This is a genomic window from Nocardia sp. JCM 34519.1, from assembly GCF_020361265.1.
Classification (GTDB): domain Bacteria; phylum Actinomycetota; class Actinomycetes; order Mycobacteriales; family Mycobacteriaceae; genus Nocardia; species Nocardia arthritidis_A.
Genome location: NZ_JAIRBR010000007.1, coordinates 41933 through 60091 on the forward strand (window position 1 = coordinate 41933; position 18159 = coordinate 60091).

The window sequence follows — 18159 nt, forward strand, 5'->3', positions numbered from 1 at the left end:
GCTCAGCGCGCCCCGCCGTTGACGTACAGCGTCTGCCCGCTCACGTAGGACGCGTCGTCGCTGGCGAGGAAGGCGATCACCGCGGCGACCTCCGCGGGCTGGCCGATCCGGCGCAGCGGGGTCTGTTCGGCGACGGTGCGCTGATGCTCCTCGGGGGTGAGCCCGATGCGGGTGGCGGTGGCGGCGGTCATCGCGGTCGCGATATAGCCGGGCGCGACCGCGTTGACGTTGATGTTGTACGGCCCGAGCTCGATGGCGAGGGTGGCGGTGAAGCCCTGGATGCCCGCCTTGGCCGCCGCGTAATTGGCCTGCCCGCGGTTGCCGAGGGCCGACCGGCTGGACAGCGAGACGATCTTGCCGTACTTCTGCTCGACCATGTATTTCTGCGCCGCCTGGGTGCAGTGGAAGACGCCGCTGAGGTTGACCGAGAGCACCGCGTTCCAATCCTCTTCGGACATGCGGAAGAAGAGGTCGTCGCGGGTGATCCCGGCATTGTTGACCAGGATGTGCGGGCCGCCCAATTCGGTTGCCACGCTGTCGAATACCAGTTGCACCGACTCGCGGTCGGTGACGTCGCAGTTGTAGCCGTGCGCGGTGCCGCCCGCGAGGGCGATGTCGTCGAGCACCGTGTCGAGCGCGCCGCGGTCGACCACCGCGACCGTCGCGCCCTCGACGGCCAGCCGTTTGGCGGTGGCCGCGCCGATACCCTGTGCCGCGCCGGTGACCACCGCGACCTTGCCGCTGAAACGTTCCGGGAACAGATCCACGTTTAGGAGGCTAACCCAAGAACGAACTCGCCGAACCAGTCCGGGAATTCGGTGAGGTCGGCGAGGACGATATCGGCGCCCGCGGCCGTGAGTTCCGCCGCATCGCAGGGGCCGGTGGTGACGCCCACCGCGACCGCGCCCGCCGCCGCAGCGCCGCGCATATCGCCGACGTGATCGCCGACATAGATGCGCGCCCCTTGTTCGCGCAGCGCGTCCGCCTTCGCGGCGGACCAGAGGTCGCCTGCCAGATGGTCCACCCGCCATCCGAGTTCGTCGAGGTGCAGTTGCGCGAGCGGTGCGTGCTTGCCGGTGACGACCAGCACCCGCCCGCCGCGCTCGGTCACCGCGGCCAGCGCCGCGTCCGCGCCGGGCATGGCCGGAACCTGCGGCACGATCGTCGGATACAGCTGCCGGTACCGCGCCACCAGTTCCGGCAACCGTTCCTCCGGCGCGCCCGCCTGCCGCAGCAGGTTCGCCAACGGTGGACCGATATGTTTCGCGACGTCCGCCCCGCGCACCGGGAGCCCGAGCTCGGCCGCCGCCAGATCGACCGCCCTTGCCACGCCGGGGCGCGAATCGATCAGCGTCATATCGAGGTCGAAACCGACGGTCCAGCTCATCCCATGACTGTATCGGCACGGGTGGGCGTCGAGCGTTAGTCGGTGTCGAACCCGGCGCGCTTGTAGTCGCCGTACGGTTCGTCGCGCTCCCGCACCGCCTCACGGAATCCGGCTGTGGCCGAACGTAATTGGAAGGCGTAGCCCTCCCGCGTATGCCGCGAGACGCCGTCGAAGACGGTGCTGATCATCGCCGAATTCGCCACCCCCTGGGACAGCAGCGCCGAATTGAGCGCCAGTTTGGCCATCATCAACTGGTTGACCGGCATTCTGGCGATCCGCTCGACGAGGGCCTCGGTGCGCTCGTCGAGTTCGTCGGCGGGCCAGGACTCCACCGCGAGGCCCCATTCGGCGGCCTGTTTGCCGCTGATGCAGTCGCCGGTGAACAGCAGGCGTTTGGCGCGTTGATCGCCGAGCCGGTGCGCCCACATTCCGGCCGCCGGAATGCCCCAGACGCGGGTGGGCGGATAACCGATCTTGGTGTCGTCGGCGCAGATGATCTGGTCGGAGTACAGCGCGATATCGGTGCCGCCGGCGACCGCGAAGCCGTGCAGCTTCGCGACGGTGGGTTTGTCGGCGTGCAGCAGGCTGGCGAAGCCGCGGTTGAAGCGGCTCATCATCGCGTAGTCGATCATCGGATCCCAAGTGCCCCACGGGTTGTGGTTCACCGCCTGCACCACCGGATCGAGAACCGTTCCGGTGCGGTCGAGTTCGCCCTCGGTGGGTTTCATGCCCTGCTCGGCGAACAAGTTCAGGTCGTAGCCGCCGCAGAAACCCTTGCCCCGCCCGGATACCAGGATCACGTGCACCCGCGGGTCCAGGTCGGCGCGCTCGACGGCATGCGCCAGATCGATCGGCGTATCCGGGGTGATGGAGTTGCCCTCGTCGGGCCGGTTGAAGGTGATGCGGGCGATGCGGCCGTCGCGCTCGTAGGTGAGGGTGCGGTACTCCCGGTCGTCCTTCGGCTCCAGCCGGTCCCGGAACGGCGAATCCGGTGTCTGCGCCCAGTTTTCGTACCAGGCGGCGGGACGGGTGCCCGAATGATTCTGGTAATCCGGCTGATTCACGTGGAACCCCTTGTGCACTCGCTGCAATTTTGGTATGGCGACTCCGCGGTGTACGCCGCAGCGCGCGTGGATGCCGACATTACCTGGTACCGGCAGTCGCGGGAACGACTGCCGGTGGCGAGGCGCCGGTCAGCCGGCCGATCCACAGAAAATCGTCTTGCCCGCCAGCCAGCAGGACAGCGTGGCCGAGCCGGAGGCCAGCGAATTCGCGGAACCGGACGGCGACAGGTCCGCGACGGGCCGTCCGTCCGTGGCGGACTGATGCGCCGCGGCGGGTTCGAGCGGGAGGCCGGGGTCGGCCGCCGCGAGGCCCGCCGAGGCGAACGCCACGCTACCGGCCAGCGCTGCCGCGATTCCGAAACGCTTCATCGATAACACCTTTCGTGATCGCACGGCCGAGATCAGCCGTTGAAGCAGTTGTTCGTCGGACCGTAGCCCGACAGACTGCATGCCAGACCGGGCGCCGAGGATCCGGAGCCGATCGTGCCGACAACCGGCTGTGCCTGCTGCGATGGTGTCGTATCGACGGTCGCCTGCTCGAGCGGGAGCCCCGGCGCGGCCATGGCGGGCGTCGCGCCCAGCCCGGCCGCGAACAGCACCGCTCCGGCGGCCAGGGTTCCGATTCCAATTCGCTTCATTTCCAATACCTTTCGTGCGTCCCGCCCCGCGTAGAAGGTAGTGGCCGATGGGTCGGCGAAAACGCCGTGACTTGCCGTGCCACCGGTCGGGGTGCCCCCGAACTACGGGTCAGGCCAGGGTGGAATTGCGGCGTCCGTACCCGAGATACACCGCGATACCGACCGCGACCCAGACCGCGAAACGCACCCAGGTGAGTGCGTCCAAGGTGGTGGCCAGCAGTACGCAGCCGATCAGGGCCAGGATCGGGACGAGCGGAACGAGCGGGGTGCGGAAGGGGCGTTCCCGGTTCGGTTCCAGCCGCCGCAGCACCAGCACCCCGACGCACACCACCGCGAATGCCGACAGCGCACCGATATTCACCAACTCCACCACGATGTCGATGGGCAGCAGACCCGCGATCACCGCGCAGATCGCGCCGAGCAGCAGGGTCAACCGCACCGGCGTCGCCCGTTTGCCGGTGACGGCGAGCCGCGCGGGCAGCAACCGGTCCCGGCACATGGCGAACGACAGCCGCACCGGTGCGTAGATGATCAGCAGCAGACCCTTGGTGAGCGCGACGATGGACGCGATCACGATGACGTTGCCGATCCAGCCGATGCGCAGCGCCCCGAACGCGGTGGCGATCGGCGCGCCGTTGTTGAGCGAGGCGTACGGCGACATTCCGGTGAGCACCGCGCTGACCAGCGCGTACAACAGGGTCGCGATGAGTACGGTGCCGATGATCGCGAACGGGACGTCGCGGCGCGGATTGCGCGCCTCCTCGGCCGACGCGGCCACCACGTCGAAGCCGAGGAAGGCGAAGAAGGCGATGGCCGCGCCGCCGATGATGCCGCCGGCCCCGAACGGCGCGAACGGCGTCCAGTTGCCGACGTCGATATGCGGCGCGCCGATCGCGATCACCAGCACGAGCACGCCGATGGTCACCCCGACCAGCGCCTTGGTGATCCGCGCCGTCAGCGATACCTCGCCGGCCAGCACCGCGACGATCACGACGATGATCAGGACGGCGGGCAGGTTCACCACGCCGCCGTCGGCGGGGCCCGAGGTGATCGCGGTGGGCAGTTCGATGCCGAAGATCGATTTCAGCGCCGAAACCGTGGTGCCGGACCAGCCGATGGCCACCGCGGCGCCCGCGATCACGAACTCCAGCAACAGATTCCAGCCCACCAGGAAGGCGGGCGCCTCGCCGAGGGTCGCGTAGGTGTATGTGTACGCGCTGCCGGAGACCGGCACCATCGCGGCGAGTTCGCTGTAGCAGAGCGCGACGAGCACGCAGACGAGTCCGGCCAGGCCGAACGACAGCACGATCGACGGTCCGGCCTTCTCGGCCGCCGCGACACCGGTGATGACGAAGATGCCCGCGCCGACGATGGTGCCGACGCCCATCGCGGTGAGATCGAGCCTGCCGAGGCTGCGTTTGAGGGCGGTGGCGCCCGATCCGGTCGTCTCGTCGGGTACGCGGCGGCGCCATTGCCGGGTTGCTGGGCTGGTCATCGACTCCCTCACGAACGGTTCGCGGTCTCGCGGTGCGGACCGAAGGGTCCATTCTCGTCGTTCGGGAGGTGTCGTCGTCGACTGGGGTCAGGGGTTGCCGGAGAACAGATCGTTGAAGCGGGTGTCGATCGCGGACTTGATATCGAGCTTGCGCGGGATGAGGCCGGCGGCGGCGAAGATGTCGGCGACCGACTGTTCACCGTCGATGGTCGGTCCGTCGATCGGATGGTCGCGGTAGGTGCCGCGTTTCACCGCGGCGAGGGTCACCTCGTAGGGGAGTCCGGTGAGCTCGGCGTAGGTCTTCGCCCACTGTTCGGGATGTTCGTTCACCCAGGTGTGCGCACGCTGGATCCGGGCGAGCAGGTCACGCAGGGCCGCCGCGGTCGCCTTATCGGCCAGCGCCTTGTCGCCCGCGACGTAGAAGCTGTCACCGTTGAGATATCCCTTGCCGCTCACCAGGATTCGCGCGCCGGTCTGCTGTTCGGCCTGTGCCGTGTACGGATCCCAGATGGCCCAGGCGTCCACCCGGCCGGTGCTGAGCGCCGCGAGCGCGTCGGCGGGCTGCAGGTACTGCGGTTCGATATCGCTCCACTTCAGCCCGGCCTTGGCCAGCACGGTGAGCAGGTGGTGGTGTGCCGAACTGCCCTTGGCGACCGCGATCTTCTTGCCGCGCAGGTCTTCCGGGCCGTGCAGCGGCGAATCCTTCGGCACCGCGATGCCTTGACCGTCGACACCCGCCTGATACGCGGTGACGATCTTGATCGCGGAATTGGCGGCCGCCGCGAATACCGGCGGCGCGTTGCCGACGCCGCCGACGTCCACCGCCCCCGCGTTGATCGACTCCAACATCGGTGGGCCGGAGGTGAATTGGGACCAGCTCAGCTTGTACGGCACCTTGTCCAACTCACCGGCCGAGGTCAGCAGCGCCTGCAATCCGGTGCCCTTCTGATCACCGATGCGCAGTGTGACCCGGGTCAGATCGACCGAACCATCCGCGCGCACAGCGGGATCGGCCTTCTCGCCGGATCCGCATGCCGTGCCGACCGCCGCGACCAGCGCGAGTGCCGTTGCGAGGACCAGTTTCCTGACGATCATGCGGATCCTTCCTGGGTGACGCCGAGCTCGGCGAGTAGCCGATTTCGCAGTGGGGCAAGCTGTTCGGTGCGGCGCGGGCGCGGCGCGTCGACCACCGTCCGGTGCACGATGCGGCCCTCGCCCAGTACCAGCACCCGGTCGGCGAGCAGCAGCGCCTCGTCGACGTCGTGGGTGACGAGCAGCACGCCCGGCGCGCGGCGCTGCCACAGCTGGATCACCAAGCGGTGGATGGTGATTCGGGTGAGCGCATCGAGGGCGCTGAACGGTTCGTCGAGCAGCAGCAGGTCCGGTTCGCGGACCAGGGCGCGGGCCAGGCTGACGCGCTGTGCCTCGCCGCCGGAGAGGGTGAGCGGCCAGGCATCGGCGCGTTCGGTCAGCCCGACCTCGGCGAGTGCGGCGCGGGCGGCGGCCTTCGGATCCGGGTGTCGCAGACCGAGGGATACGTTGGCCAGCACCCGTTTCCACGGCACCAGGCGCGGCTCCTGGAAGGCGACGGCCGTGGTGCCGTGCGTGGTGAGGTCGCCGTCGACCTCCCGATCCAGTCCGGCCAGCGCGCGCAGCAGTGTCGACTTGCCGGAGCCGCTGCGGCCGAGCAACGCGACGAATTCGCCGCGGGCGATATCGATATCGAGCCGGTCGAGCACTCGGCGGCCGTCGAAGTCGCGGACGAGGCCGCGCACCTGGGCGACGAATTCGGTTGTCCTGGTGGGTTTTTCCTTCACCGGAAGTTGCGTCGCCATACCAGCGCCTTTCGTTCGATCAGCCGGACCAGCGCATCGGTGAGCAGGCCGAGCGCCCCGTAGACCAGCAGCCCGACGACGATCACGTCGGTGCGCAGGAAATCGCGGGCGTCGTTGATGAGGTAGCCCAGGCCCGCGTCGGCATTGACCTGTTCGGCGACGATGAGCGCCAGCCAGGCGACGCCGAGCGACTGCCGCAGGCCTACTAGGGTCTGCGGCAGCGCGCCGGGCAGCACGATATGCCCGATCAGTTGCAGCCGGCCGAGCCGCTGCACCTCGGCGAGTTCGGCGAGCTTCGGGTCGACGCCGCGGATTCCGGCAAAGGTGTTGAGGTACAGCGGAATCGCCACACCGAAGGCCACCAGCACGATCTTCGGTGGTTCGCCGATGCCGAACCACAGGATCAGCAGCGGGATGAGCCCGTAGAACGGGACGGTGCGCAGCATCTGCACCGGCGGATCGACCAGGTATTCGGCGAATCTGCTCAAACCGGCCAGTACCGCGAGCCCGATCCCGAGCACCGTGCCGATCGCGAAACCCGTTGCGGCGCGGCCGAGCGATACGGCGATGGCGTGCTGCAGCGTACCCGCCGCGATCAGGTCCCACGCGGTGCGTACGACGGTGGCGGGGGAGGTGAGCAGCCGCGGCGGCAGCGCACCGGTCGCGCTGGCGATCTGCCACGCCAGCACCAGCGCGGCCGGGCTCAGCACCCGCGCCCACCAACCGGCGCGCAGCCGAACCGCGTTGGGGCGCAATGCGATCGACGACATGAATTCCTCGGGCAGCAGTGACATGGCACGGCCGACCGTGGTGACCGCGGACCTTCGATGATCGGCGCATCGGCCCACCGGGTCACCGATTGGAACCATCCGGGTTTTAATTCCGTATCTCGAGTACCGCCTTGCCGTGCAGGCGACGGCCGAGCAGAGCTTCGGCCGCGTCGGCGACCCGGGACCAGTCGCCGCGCCAGGTGATGTTCGGATCGAGCGTGCCGTCGGCCACCTTGGCCGCCAGCCAGCTCAGATCCGGGGCGAGGTCTGCGCACGCGAGCAGGAAGAAACTGACGATCGCGCGATCGTGTCGTCCTTCGTGGCCGAAGAGCGCACCGAACGGGAACGACTCGCCGTCGCCCGCCGCGTGGCCCGCGGCGACCAGGGTGCCGCGCTCCGCCAGCACCCGGTATGCGCCGACCAGTTGGTCGCCGCCGATCAGCTCGACCACCCCGTCGACCTTGGTGCGCACCTCGGCCGGATCGCCGACCACCTCGGCCGCGCCGATGGCGCGCAGACCGGCGCCGTGCGCATCCGGATCACCGGTGCTCGCAACGACTTCCGCGCCGCCGAGCCGGGCGAGCTGCACGGCGTACCGGCCGGTCCCGCCCGTGGCGCCGGTGACGAGTACCCGTTTGCCGAGGATCGGGCCGATGCGATGCAATGCCCGCAGCGCGGTCGCCGCGGCGACCGGAATCGTGCTGATCGCACTCATATCCGCCCCTGCGGGGACGATGCCGATCCAGTCGGTGTCGACGGCGCGCAGTTCGGCCCAGCCGCCACCGGGGCCGAGGGCGACCACCGGCGTGCCGACGGCCGGGCCGGATCCGTCGGCGGCGGCGCGCTCCACCACACCGGCCGTGTCCCAGCCGAGCACCGTTCCGTCCGGGGAGTCCACGGCGGCATGCCGGAGTTCGCCGCTGTTCAGCGAGGTCGCGGTGACCCGGATCAGCGCTTGGTGCGGGCCCGGTTCCGGATCGGGTGCGGTACCGAGCCGCAGTCCGGTCGGGGCGGAGTGGTCCACCAGCAGTGCACGCATTGTGGCTCAACACCTTTCGAATGGGGTAGTCGATGACGATCGACAATGTGCCACTCAGTGGCAAAAGCTGTCAAGGCGCGATAGGCATGGAGGCGCGTCGACTGCTATGGTCGGGTCATGGCAGATGCCGCGGCCGAACGGCTACCGCTGCGCGAACGCAAGAAGTTGCGCACCAGGCAGGCGCTGATCGATGCGGCGCTGGATCTGTTCACCGAGCGCGGGTTCGACCGCACGACCCTCGATGAACTCTGTGACGCGGTCGAGGTGTCCAAGCGGACCTTCTTCCGCACGTTCACCAGTAAAGAGGCGGTGGCCATGGCACCGCTGCAGGACATGTGGACCGCCTTCCTCGATGACCTGCAAACACGACAACCGGTGGACGGCACCATGTTTCGGTTGCTGCAAGACGCACTCGCGGCCGCGCTCGACGGGCAGCTGTCGGTCGAGTGGGCCGCTCGCGCACTGCGCAGCCATCGACTCGCGCAGGTGACGCCGTCGATGTCGGCGCACAACCTGCGCTTCTGCGATGACACCTCGCGTGCGGCGGCGGCCGTGCTGCGCGAACGATTCGACATCGATGCGGCGGATCAGCGCCCCCGATTGGCCATCGATATTCTGGTCGCGGCCTTCCACAGCGCCATCGAAACGTGGGCGGCGAGCGGAGCCACCGCCGATTCGGGGCGGCTCGCCGCGGAGCTGGACCGTGCGTTCGCCGCGGTGCCCGGCGCGCTGACCATGGCGCTACCGAGCCGCACCGGGCGAAAGGTGTGATGAATTACCCCGCCGGATAAGCGTTTCCGGTGAGTAGGGTCGTGATCATGGGTTTCACAGTGGAGCGGCTCGATCATCTCGTTCTCAACTGCGCCGATGTCGCGGCCACCGCGGACTGGTACGCGCGGGTGCTCGGGATGCGGGTGGAGAAATTCGGGCCGAAGGGGCGCACGGCGTTGAGTTTCGGGAATCAGAAGATCAACCTGCGCCCGCTCGGTGCGCTCGCCGACGACCCGGACTGGGTGACGGGCGTGGCCGAGGCCGCCGGATCCGAGGATCTGTGCTTCATCACCGAGGCGTCGCCGCAGGAGGTGCGAGATCATCTGCGCGCGTGCGGGATCGAGATCACCAACGGACCGGTGACCAAGATCGGTGCGCTCGGCGAGATGACCTCGCACTACTGCCGCGACCTGGACGGCAATCTGGTCGAGATCGCCGTGTATCCCCGCTAGTTGTTGAGCGAATCCATAACGGCGGCAACGAGATTGCGGGCCCGGAAGTCCGGTGCGCCCTCCAGGATGTAGTTGGTGACGTAACCGAATGCGATGCCGTTGCCCGGATCGGCGAAGGCCAGCGAACCGCCGCGGCCCGGATGACCGAACGAGGCCGGACCGCCGAAGGCGAAAGTTTCGGTGGGCAGCATATACCCGGTGGCGTAGCGGTCCTCGAGCATCACCACCCGATCGATGCCCGCGGCCTGTTCACGCGTCGCGGCGGCGACGGTTTCGGGGGTGAGCAGCCGAATGCCGTCCACCTCGCCGATGAGCGCGGCGTAGAGGCGGGCCAGCCCGCGCGCGGTGCCGATACCGTTGCTCGCGGGCATTTCCGCGGCGTGCACCTCGGGTGAGTCGAAATCGATCTCGGCCGGATCGGTCACCTGAAATGCCCTGTTGGCCAACGATTTCGGGTCGCGCAGCGCGGCGATGAGCGGGGCCATCGCGGGCGGGATCAGCTCGTCGGGGATGGCGTTGGGATCGACCTTCGGCCCGAACACCAGCCTGCTCACCCGCCGCCGCTCGGATTCGGGCAGTCCGATGAAGAATTCGACGCCGAGCGGGCCCGCGATCTCCTCGGCGAGGATGCGGCCGACCGTGCGCCCGGTGGCCCGCCGGATCACCTCGCCGACCAGCCAGCCGAAGGTGCGCCCGTGGTAGCCGTGCGCCGTACCCGGCGGCCAGTTCGGCGCCTGCGCGGCGAGCGCGTCGGTCATCGGCTGCCAGGCCAGCGCGTCGGCGAGCGGCACCGGCCGGTCCAGCGCGGCTAGCCCCGCCTGGTGGGTCAGCAGCCAGCGCACCGGAATGTCGGCCTTGCCCGCGGCCGCGAATTCCGGCCAATACTTGACAACCGGTGCGTCCAAGTCGATTTCGCCGCGCTGGGCGAGCAGATGAGCGACCGTGCTGGTGACGCCCTTGGTCGCCGAATACACCAATTGCAGCGTGTCGCGCTCCCAGGCGCGGCCGGCGCTGGGATCGGCCTGACCGCCCCAGAGATCGACCACCGGCTTTCCGTCGCGATAGACCGCGACGGCCGCGCCGACCTCGTCGGTTTCGGCGAAGTTGGCCGCGAATACCGCACGCACCCGCTCGAATCCGGTGGCGACCTCGCCGTCGATATGTACTTCTGAACCCATGGGTTCAACATTACATACGGTCTGGTTGCGGGTCTTTTCGCTCGGCTACTGTCGACACGACAGCCCTATCCGGAGGAACGTTCATGCCGCATCAGCTCGCAGATCTGCCGTACGCGCGTCATCTCGCGCCGTTCGACGGGGATCTCGAGCCCGAAGGCGACTACGAATGCGTGCACCTGGACGGGCGCACCCTCGAGGATCTCGCCGCGGGCAATGCGCGCTTCACCCAGTGCGCGTTCACCGGTCTGGTCCTCGGCCGCGGTTCGGTGCGCTTCGCCCGGTTCGCCGATGTATGGCTGCGTGAGGTCCGCTGGATCGGCACCGATGTATCCGACACCGCGTGGCAGGACGCCGAGATGATCGACGGCGCGCTGTCCGGTGTCGACGCGGGCGGTACGAATCTGCGCCGTATCCGCTTCGAGGGCTGCAAATTCGATTCGGTGAACTTCCGCAAATCCGTCCTGCGCGATGTCACCTTCGTCGATTGTGTATTGCGCCACACCGATTTCGGCGACGCCAAGCTCACCAACATCACCTTTCCCGGCACCGCCCTCGACGATATCTCCTTCGCCAGAGCCCAACTCGCCAAGGTCGACCTGCGCGGCGCCACCGCGCTCGGCGTCACCGACGGCCTCGACGCCCTCCGCGGCGCCACCATCAACCACACCCAACTACTGGACCTGGCCCCGGTCTTCGCCCGCCACCTCGGCCTCGTCGTCAAGGACTGAGGCGGGTCGGCGCCGCCGGAGTTCTTGTCCCACAACACTTTCGGCATCGGTCGGACTCTGGCCGCGCCCTGCCCTGTTTGGGCGGTCACTTGAGCGGGAACGGTTTATCGTTGCCCGCTTCGGTGACCTGCCAACCGGAATTCTTGTCGACGGTGACCGAGTAGTCGACGGTTGCCAGTGCGCCCTGCGGGTTTTGGATGTTGGTGGAGTTGATGGTGAGGAAGACGTCGACGGTGTAGGCGCCGTTGGTGGCGGAAAGCACTTTGGCGGCAATGGGTTTCGCGGTGGAGACCCATTTGAGGGGGGTGAGCAGCTCGCGCAGGGCCGGTGCGGTCGCGTCGAAGCGGGTGGAAAGGGCCGGGGCGGCGTTGGTTTTGAGGCGGCCGACCCAGGTGTCGAGGTTGTTGAAGTCGATGGTGGAGGCGCCGACGGCGTAGTCGGTGGCGACCTTCTCGGCGTGCCGGGCATCGGCGGTCGCGGCGTCGTGGTCCGCGAGGTCGCCGCGCGCACTCGCGACCAGCACCGCCAGCACGGCGACTGCCGCGATCAACAGCGAGATCACCGCGGCGGCAACAAGACTCGATACCCTGACCGAAATGTCGCGCATGGTTCCTCCGGTCATTTGACGGTGAGCTGCAGCCGCAGCGCGCCGTCGGGGCTGGTGGCGTGCAGCGCTTGGGAGATGAGCGCGCTGAGATCGATCTGCCCCGCGACACCGGTGGCGAGGTGGACGAACGGTTCGAACAGTGGCAGCAGGGTTTTCAGGTCCGGGCCCAGCACGTTGATCCTCGCGGCGATCTGGTTGATCAGCGGTACCAGACCGATCACATCGGGTGTGTCGGTCAGGAAGGCATCGGGTGCGTCACCGGCCCGGATGATCCGCGCGATATCGTCGGCGACATCGGTCACCCTGGGCCCGAATTGGGCCCACGGCCCGGACGCCTTCGTCAATTCCGGTCCGGCCCACCACATGTCGTCGGCGCGCGTCTGCAGGTCGACCAGCAGTTGGCGGATCACGGCCGTGCGGCTGAGCAGGGTGGCCGCCAGCAGGTCGGTGGATCTGGACAGGTCGGGAATCACCGACCGGGTGCCCGCGAACGCCTGGGTGAAATTGTCGATGATGGCGCCGACCAGCTTCGGATCCACCTGCTCCAGCATCTTGGTCGCGGTGCGCGCCACCTCGGGTAGGGAGACGGGCGCGATCACGGTCCGCGCGTCCACCTGCTGGCCGTCCCTCAGGTACGGGCCGGCATCGGTGCTCGGCATGAACTCCAGATAGGGTTCGCCCAAACCCGAAAGGCTTTCGATCCGGGCGGTGCTCGTGGCCGGTATCCGGTAGTCGGCGGCATATCGGAAATCGACCCGCACCCGCGGGCCGGTGTGCTCCACCGAGGTGACCTGACCGATCTGGATCCCCTGCAGCAGCACCTTCGAACGCGGCAGCAACCCACCGGAATCCGGCACCACCATGGTGGCGGTGTTGTCGTGCTGGAACCAACGCACCTGCACCACACCGAAAGTCAGATACGAGCTGCCGACCACCAGGATGGCGGCGATGGCGGCGAGCGAGGCGACCGAGGACGTTTTCACCGGACGACTCCGATCATGCGCAGCACGTTGATGATTCCGCTCACCTGCTGGTCGGCGCCCGCCCCGCCGACATCCTGAACCCCGGTGACGTTGATCTTCGGCCCGCGCTCGGCGAACGGAATGATCTTCTCCCGCAACAGGGTGACCACCCGGTTCAGATTCGACGGCGCGTCGAGGTTCAGCGGGTGATCGGCGAGCAGGATCGGCACCAGCGCCCGCGCCGCCGCGTCGGCCCGTTCCAGCAGCGGGGCCAGCCAGGCGACGGCGTGCCCGATCACGCCGAGGCCACCCACCACGCCGAGGGTGAGCACCAGCGAATTGGCATCCGCCGGAATCTCCACCGCGCCACGGGGACTGAGCAGCGTGCCCAGCTCGACCGGATTGTCCAGCACCGCCTTCAGATCCTCTTTGATCGCTTGTAGGAAGCGGTCGGCGGTGTCCGTATCGGCGGCGACGTCGATGGCGTCCTTGCCGAGGACATCGAAAACGTGTGCGGTGTCGGCGGGTTGCGCGGGCAGCGTGGCATTGACCCGGTTGATGATGTTCTGCGCCTGCTGCACCGCGCCGCCGCCGACGAAGGTGGACAGACCGGCCAGCAGATCCTCCACCTGTAGCGCGGGTTTGGTCTGCGCCAGCGGGATGACACCGCCCGGTGCGATCGTCTTGCTGGAACCTGTTGTGGGCGTGGTCAATCCGATGAAGATATCGCCGAGGATGGTGTTCTGGCGCAGCTGCACGGTGGTGGTGTCGGGCAGCCGGACCGAGGCGGAGATGTCGACGACGGCATCCACCCGGCCCGGCGCACCCGCCGTCGGATCGATGACGCGCACCGTGCGCAGGGTGCCGACCTGTGCCCCGTTGGCCACCACCTTCGCCTTCGCGGGCAGGTTGAGCGCGTTCGCGAGTTCGATGTGCAGCTGATAGGTGGGCCCGGCGACCTCGGCTCCGGGCACCGGGACGCTGGACGGATCGAAGGAGCAGGCGGTTACCAGCAAACCCGCCGAAACGGCCACGGTGACAGTCTTTTTCATCGCGCACCCACCATGCCGAGCACCATCGGGATCAGACCGGCCGGCGACATCGCATCCGCACCCGCACAGCGGCCCGGCGCCACCGCGTCGATGGCGGCGCAGACCTGATCCGCTTGATCGCGCGGGACGACGACCTTCGGCGCCGCATAGGTGATCCTGGGCCAGCCGGTGACCGGATCGATGATGCTCTGGAACGAATCCACCAGCGGCGGCAGCATATTCACCAAATCCTGCAGGGTGCCGACATGTGCGGCCAGCAGCCGCAGACCCGGCACCGCGCCGTCCAGCGCGCCGAGCAGCGGCCTGCCGTATTCGCGGGCCAGCCGATTGAGCCACGGCATGATCACCAGCAGCGAATCGATCCACTTCACCGTGGTGTCCCAGAGCTCGTTGATGAATCCGAGCGCGGTATTCAACAGCGTCACAACGGTTTTGATGGAATCCCAATTGACCGCCATACTGTTGCCGATGGCGGAGACCGAATCGATCAGCGCGCCGATATTGTCGATCGCGGCATCGGGTTTGCGTAGCGCGTTCGCCAGATCCCGCACCAGCGCGTTGAATTTCGGCCCGGTCCCGGCGGTGGCGGATTGCAGTGCGGCGACGCTGTCGCGGATGCGGGTCTGTTCGGCCGGATTGTCGCCGCCGCCGAGCTGCGCGGCCAGATCCGAGAAGCCCTGCAGGGTTTCGCTGATGCTCTTCGGGGTGAACGTCTTGGTCAGGCAGCGGCTGCTCGCCCAGGCGGCGCCGCCGGAGTCGCCGAGCACGGCGAGATTGCGGTCGGCGACCAGGGTGTCCGACACCGTTGTCGCGGAGGGGTCGCCGCGCAGCGGGTGTGCGGCGTCGACGGTGAAATCGACACGGACGGAACGTCCCTCGGTGCGGATCGCGGTGACCGAGCCGACGGTGACACCGAGCATGGTGACGTGATTGCCCGGGTAGAGGCCCACCGCGTCGGGCATCAGCGCGCAATAGGCCAGCTTCGGCTTCACCGGGTCGTACACCACCAGATACCCGGCGACGGCGACCATGGCCAACAGCACCGCGCCCACCACCGTCACGAAACCCGGCGACGCCAGCACGCGTTTCATCAGCACCCCCGTCCCGGCACCGGAATACAAACGTTCAACGCCGATTGATCGACCGTCACACCGTCTTTTCCGGCCGTCGCGGCGACCAGCCGGTCGCGCAGCTCCTTCCACTGCGGCAGCGCGATATCCAGCTGGGCGCCGAGCTCTTTCAGCTGCGGCAGGGTTTCGCGGAGCTTCTCGGCCAGCGGTTCGAGCACCTCGCGGGAGGTGGGTTCCAGCGCCGCGATCCGAGACAGCAGCTGTGCGGTCACATTCAGCGCCACGGTGATCTCCGCGCGCTTGTTCAGCCCCTCGATCTCCAACATGCCGGTCTGCCGGACGAATTGACCGATCAGGCCCTTGCTGTCCTCGACGGTGCCCAGGAATTCCCGCGCCACCGTCAGCGCCTGGGACACCTCGGCGTTCTGGTGGTTGAGGATATCGACGAACGACTGCATCGCGCGGCCGACCCGGCGCAGCGCGTCCGGGCTGTTGTCGAGTGAATCCTGGAGTGCGGCCAGGTTTTTCCGCAGCGTGTCACCGTCGACCTGGGCCACCGGCGCGGCCGCGTCCTGCAGGGTGCGCACCAGGCTGTACGGCAGCTTCACCCGGTCGGGCGGAATTATCTTGCTGCCCAACGGCTTCGAACCGGCCGGCAGTACCGCGAGGTAGTGGCCGCCGATCGCGGTGAGCATCCGGACCTCGAGCGTGGTCGCGTCGCCGATGGATACGTCGCTCTTGACCGTGAACCGTGTCCGCACCCGGTCCGGCCGCAGGTCGAGCGCGGTGACCGAGCCGACCGTGATCCCGGCCACCCGCACCTGGTCGCCCACCTTCAGCGACTGGGCCTCCGGCAGGTCTGCGGTGTAGGTGGATTTGCCCAGCGGCAGTACATAGATCGCGGCCGTCACCAGCAGCACCACCGCGACGAAGCAGGCGCCGAGCAGGCCGAGCCGGAACTCGCGGCGGTTCTTCACCGCCTCGTGCCGGTCGATATACCCGTCGGCGTCGAGCAGCCGATCGAATAGTAGATTCCACAGTCGGATCAGCCGTTGCATATCGCGATCCTCTGTCCGGCGACCAATACCGAAAGTACTTGCGGCAGTTTGGCATTACCCTTCGAACAGGTGAGGTTCACCTCGGTGGCGGCCGCACCGGCGGGCGGCAGCAGCGAGCTGAGCGCCTGCAGCAGACCGGGTAGCCTGCCCAGCACGTCCATGGCTGCCTGCGGATCCGGGAAGAGCAGCCGGATATCGCGCATCAGATCCGGATTGGTCTGTTCGGTGAAGCCGAGTGCGTCGAGCAGGCTGTTGAGCGGGCCCAGCGCCGAGGGCGCGACCGCCGCGAAGTCGAGTAGGCCGTCCAGCTTGGCCCGGAACGCGGTGAACACGTCGGCGATGCCGCGCAGCAGCACCTTCAGATTGGGCGACTTGCCGCCGATCTGCGCCGAGATATCGCTGAGGTTGGCCACGAGCGCGGTGATCACCGCCTGGCGGTCGGTGGTGTAGCGGCTGAGCTTGTCGATGGCGTCCAGCGCCGGGCCGATGCCCGAACCGTTGCCCTGGATCACCGCGAGGATGCTCTCGGTGAACTGATTCAGTGCGGCGGGGGAGAATTGGGCGATCACCGGCTGTAAACCGTTGAACAGCTGAGTGATATCGAACGACGGTATCGTCTTGGCCTCGGCGATATGCGCGCCGCCGCCGAGCCGCGCCGTCGGCCGGCCGGGCTGCTGGATGTCGAGATATCGCTGGCCCGTGAGGGTTTGGTACCGGATGGCGAGCACACTGGCGTCGTAGACCGGCCGGTCCCGCTGCACGGTGAACGTCACCCGCGCCGTGGCGCCGACGAGGTCGATCGCACTGACCTTGCCCACCTGAACCCCGAACATGCGCACGTCGTCACCGGTTTTCAGGCCGCTGGCATCGGTGAAATCGGCGCTGAAACTGTCGGTGCTGCCGCCGATCGGCCTGGTGATGGCCTGCACGATCACCACCAGCAGCACGATCATCGCGATCGCGAATATGCCGAACCTGATCAGCACCGCGCCGATGGACAGCCTGGTCATCGGCCACCGCCCAGTGCGTCGAAACCGCTCTGGCCCAGCAGCGGTACGCCGAGACCCGGGATGGCGCGCAGCGCCACCGTGACGTTCAGCGCCGGACCGTCCGGACCGTTGGTGAACATGCGGTCGAGACGATCGATCAATTCCTGGACGTCCGTGCGTGATCGGCCGGGTGTCGGCACCGTCGCGGCGATCGCGCCGATGAGCGGCGTGAAAAGCTCGGCGTAGCCCTGCAAATGGGTGTGCGCCACATCGCCGACGTGACCGAAAGCCGGGAATCCGCCGTCGACGACCATATTGATGGTCGCGTCGTAGCGCGGCCGGTCGTCCTTCAGTATCTCGATATTCAGCACCGAGTTGAACAGTTTGAAGGTGGCCGAGGCGAAGTCGCCGAGCCCGCCGAAGAACGACGAGTACTGGTCGAGCAGGTACGGTGACGGAAAGCGTTGGGTATCGGCGATATTGCGGCTGAGCATCACGATCGCCTGGAGCAGCGGAGTGAATGCCTGCAGATCGCTGTTGAAGCGGGTGATCAGGTCGGTGAGCTTGGTGGTGAGCACATCGGTGGTGGTACCGGCCAACGTGCGCAGCAGGTTGCCCATCGTCACATCGTTGACCCGGCCCGCCAGATCGATGACGCTGTTGTCGCGCAGCGCGGCGCCGCCCTCGGCGCGGCGCAGCGTGAGCGCGCTGATCCCGAACAGGTTCTCCGGTGCGTAGTCGACGGTGAAAGCGTCGGTGAGCGAGCCGGTTTCGCGGCGATCCAGATCCAGCGTGATCAGCTGACGGCCCTGGGCGACGGGTTGGATATCGGTGATCTGGCCGATCGTGACCCCATCCATGCGCACCTTGGTGCCGGTGACGATGCCCTCACCGATCTGCTCGGTGCGCAACTGGACGTGCAGGTGGGTGTCGCCGGGCCCGCCGGTGTGCACCCGCGCGCCGACCACCGCGACGACCGCCACCACGACGACGAATGCGCCGACCGCGCGAGATCCGTTGCGGCCCATGGATACACCGGGCATTCCATAGATCGGCACGGCTGC

21 protein-coding genes are annotated in these 18159 nt (G+C 67.8%); 3 read left to right on the plus strand and 18 right to left on the minus strand.

What is annotated here, in order from left to right; all coding sequences use genetic code 11:
• Positions 1 to 2: 2 nt before the first annotated feature.
• The 10 genes from fabG to LGY53_RS19085 all read right to left on the minus strand — a co-directional run bounded on the left by fabG (position 3) and on the right by LGY53_RS19085 (position 8228).
• Entirely contained in the window at positions 3 to 767 is a 765-nt protein-coding gene (fabG, locus tag LGY53_RS19040) for a 3-oxoacyl-ACP reductase FabG (RefSeq protein ID WP_225728018.1), read from the minus strand.
• Positions 768 to 769: 2 nt separating this feature from the next.
• Positions 770 to 1387 carry an HAD family hydrolase gene (locus LGY53_RS19045; protein ID WP_225728019.1) on the minus strand — a complete coding sequence of 206 codons (618 nt, stop codon included), beginning with the start codon at positions 1385 to 1387 and terminating at the stop codon, positions 770 to 772.
• A 35-nt stretch (positions 1388 to 1422) separates the two neighbouring features.
• Positions 1423 to 2451 carry a crotonase/enoyl-CoA hydratase family protein gene (locus LGY53_RS19050; protein ID WP_225728020.1) on the minus strand — a complete coding sequence of 343 codons (1029 nt, stop codon included), beginning with the start codon at positions 2449 to 2451 and terminating at the stop codon, positions 1423 to 1425.
• 129 nt (positions 2452 to 2580) lie between these two features.
• The gene (locus tag LGY53_RS19055) at positions 2581 to 2820 is read right to left on the minus strand and encodes a hypothetical protein (RefSeq protein WP_225728021.1); all 240 of its coding nucleotides are present in this window, start codon (positions 2818 to 2820) and stop codon (positions 2581 to 2583) included.
• A gap of 32 nt (positions 2821 to 2852) precedes the next feature.
• Positions 2853 to 3089 (minus strand): hypothetical protein, encoded by a 237-nt coding sequence (locus LGY53_RS19060; RefSeq protein WP_225728022.1) that lies wholly within the window; start codon positions 3087 to 3089, stop codon positions 2853 to 2855.
• Between the two features lie 109 nt (positions 3090 to 3198).
• Positions 3199 to 4584 carry an APC family permease gene (locus LGY53_RS19065; protein WP_225728023.1) on the minus strand — a complete coding sequence of 462 codons (1386 nt, stop codon included), beginning with the start codon at positions 4582 to 4584 and terminating at the stop codon, positions 3199 to 3201.
• An 87-nt stretch (positions 4585 to 4671) separates the two neighbouring features.
• Positions 4672 to 5679 carry an ABC transporter substrate-binding protein gene (locus tag LGY53_RS19070; RefSeq protein ID WP_225728024.1) on the minus strand — a complete coding sequence of 336 codons (1008 nt, stop codon included), beginning with the start codon at positions 5677 to 5679 and terminating at the stop codon, positions 4672 to 4674.
• Positions 5676 to 6419: an ABC transporter ATP-binding protein gene (locus tag LGY53_RS19075; RefSeq protein WP_225728025.1), complete on the minus strand. Its 744-nt coding sequence runs from the start codon at positions 6417 to 6419 to the stop codon at positions 5676 to 5678. Before LGY53_RS19075 ends, LGY53_RS19070 begins: the two co-directional genes overlap by 4 nt.
• Positions 6398 to 7213 (minus strand): ABC transporter permease, encoded by an 816-nt coding sequence (locus tag LGY53_RS19080; protein ID WP_225728026.1) that lies wholly within the window; start codon positions 7211 to 7213, stop codon positions 6398 to 6400. Before LGY53_RS19080 ends, LGY53_RS19075 begins: the two co-directional genes overlap by 22 nt.
• Positions 7214 to 7295: 82 nt before the next feature.
• Entirely contained in the window at positions 7296 to 8228 is a 933-nt protein-coding gene (locus LGY53_RS19085) for a zinc-binding dehydrogenase (protein ID WP_225728027.1), read from the minus strand.
• A 117-nt stretch (positions 8229 to 8345) separates the two neighbouring features.
• Here LGY53_RS19085 and LGY53_RS19090 point away from each other — a divergent pair, with 117 nt between their 5' ends.
• Both LGY53_RS19090 and LGY53_RS19095 read left to right on the plus strand, forming a co-directional pair.
• Positions 8346 to 8999: a TetR family transcriptional regulator gene (locus LGY53_RS19090; RefSeq protein ID WP_225728028.1), complete on the plus strand. Its 654-nt coding sequence runs from the start codon at positions 8346 to 8348 to the stop codon at positions 8997 to 8999.
• Between the two features lie 47 nt (positions 9000 to 9046).
• Positions 9047 to 9451 (plus strand): VOC family protein, encoded by a 405-nt coding sequence (locus LGY53_RS19095; RefSeq protein ID WP_225728029.1) that lies wholly within the window; start codon positions 9047 to 9049, stop codon positions 9449 to 9451.
• On the opposite strand, the gene LGY53_RS19100 is transcribed toward LGY53_RS19095, so the two are convergent.
• The gene (locus LGY53_RS19100) at positions 9448 to 10629 is read right to left on the minus strand and encodes a serine hydrolase domain-containing protein (RefSeq protein ID WP_225728030.1); all 1182 of its coding nucleotides are present in this window, start codon (positions 10627 to 10629) and stop codon (positions 9448 to 9450) included. The two genes, LGY53_RS19095 and LGY53_RS19100, sit on opposite strands and share 4 nt — an antisense overlap.
• An 83-nt stretch (positions 10630 to 10712) precedes the next feature.
• Here LGY53_RS19100 and LGY53_RS19105 point away from each other — a divergent pair, with 83 nt between their 5' ends.
• A complete protein-coding gene (locus tag LGY53_RS19105) occupies positions 10713 to 11357 on the plus strand; it encodes a pentapeptide repeat-containing protein (RefSeq protein WP_225728031.1) in 645 nt (214 codons plus the stop codon).
• Between the two features lie 85 nt (positions 11358 to 11442).
• Here LGY53_RS19105 and LGY53_RS19110 read toward each other — a convergent pair whose 3' ends face one another.
• From LGY53_RS19110 to LGY53_RS19140, 7 genes are read right to left on the minus strand one after another with little or no spacing between them, the layout of a single operon-like run.
• On the minus strand, positions 11443 to 11964 hold the full coding sequence (locus LGY53_RS19110; RefSeq protein ID WP_225728032.1) for a hypothetical protein: 522 nt from the start codon (positions 11962 to 11964) through the stop codon (positions 11443 to 11445).
• A gap of 11 nt (positions 11965 to 11975) precedes the next feature.
• On the minus strand, positions 11976 to 12947 hold the full coding sequence (locus tag LGY53_RS19115; RefSeq protein WP_225728033.1) for an MlaD family protein: 972 nt from the start codon (positions 12945 to 12947) through the stop codon (positions 11976 to 11978).
• Complete coding sequence (locus LGY53_RS19120; protein WP_225728034.1) at positions 12944 to 13978, minus strand: MlaD family protein; 1035 nt, start codon at positions 13976 to 13978, stop codon at positions 12944 to 12946. Before LGY53_RS19120 ends, LGY53_RS19115 begins: the two co-directional genes overlap by 4 nt.
• A complete protein-coding gene (locus LGY53_RS19125; RefSeq protein WP_225728035.1) occupies positions 13975 to 15069 on the minus strand; it encodes an MlaD family protein in 1095 nt (364 codons plus the stop codon). Before LGY53_RS19125 ends, LGY53_RS19120 begins: the two co-directional genes overlap by 4 nt.
• Positions 15069 to 16106 (minus strand): MlaD family protein, encoded by a 1038-nt coding sequence (locus LGY53_RS19130; RefSeq protein WP_225728036.1) that lies wholly within the window; start codon positions 16104 to 16106, stop codon positions 15069 to 15071. The genes LGY53_RS19125 and LGY53_RS19130 overlap by 1 nt, the downstream gene beginning before the upstream one ends.
• Positions 16094 to 17116 carry an MlaD family protein gene (locus LGY53_RS19135; protein ID WP_225728037.1) on the minus strand — a complete coding sequence of 341 codons (1023 nt, stop codon included), beginning with the start codon at positions 17114 to 17116 and terminating at the stop codon, positions 16094 to 16096. Before LGY53_RS19135 ends, LGY53_RS19130 begins: the two co-directional genes overlap by 13 nt.
• Positions 17113 to 18153, minus strand: coding sequence for an MlaD family protein (locus LGY53_RS19140; protein ID WP_225728038.1), 1041 nt, complete (start codon positions 18151 to 18153; stop codon positions 17113 to 17115). The genes LGY53_RS19135 and LGY53_RS19140 overlap by 4 nt, the downstream gene beginning before the upstream one ends.
• Positions 18154 to 18159: the final 6 nt, after the last annotated feature.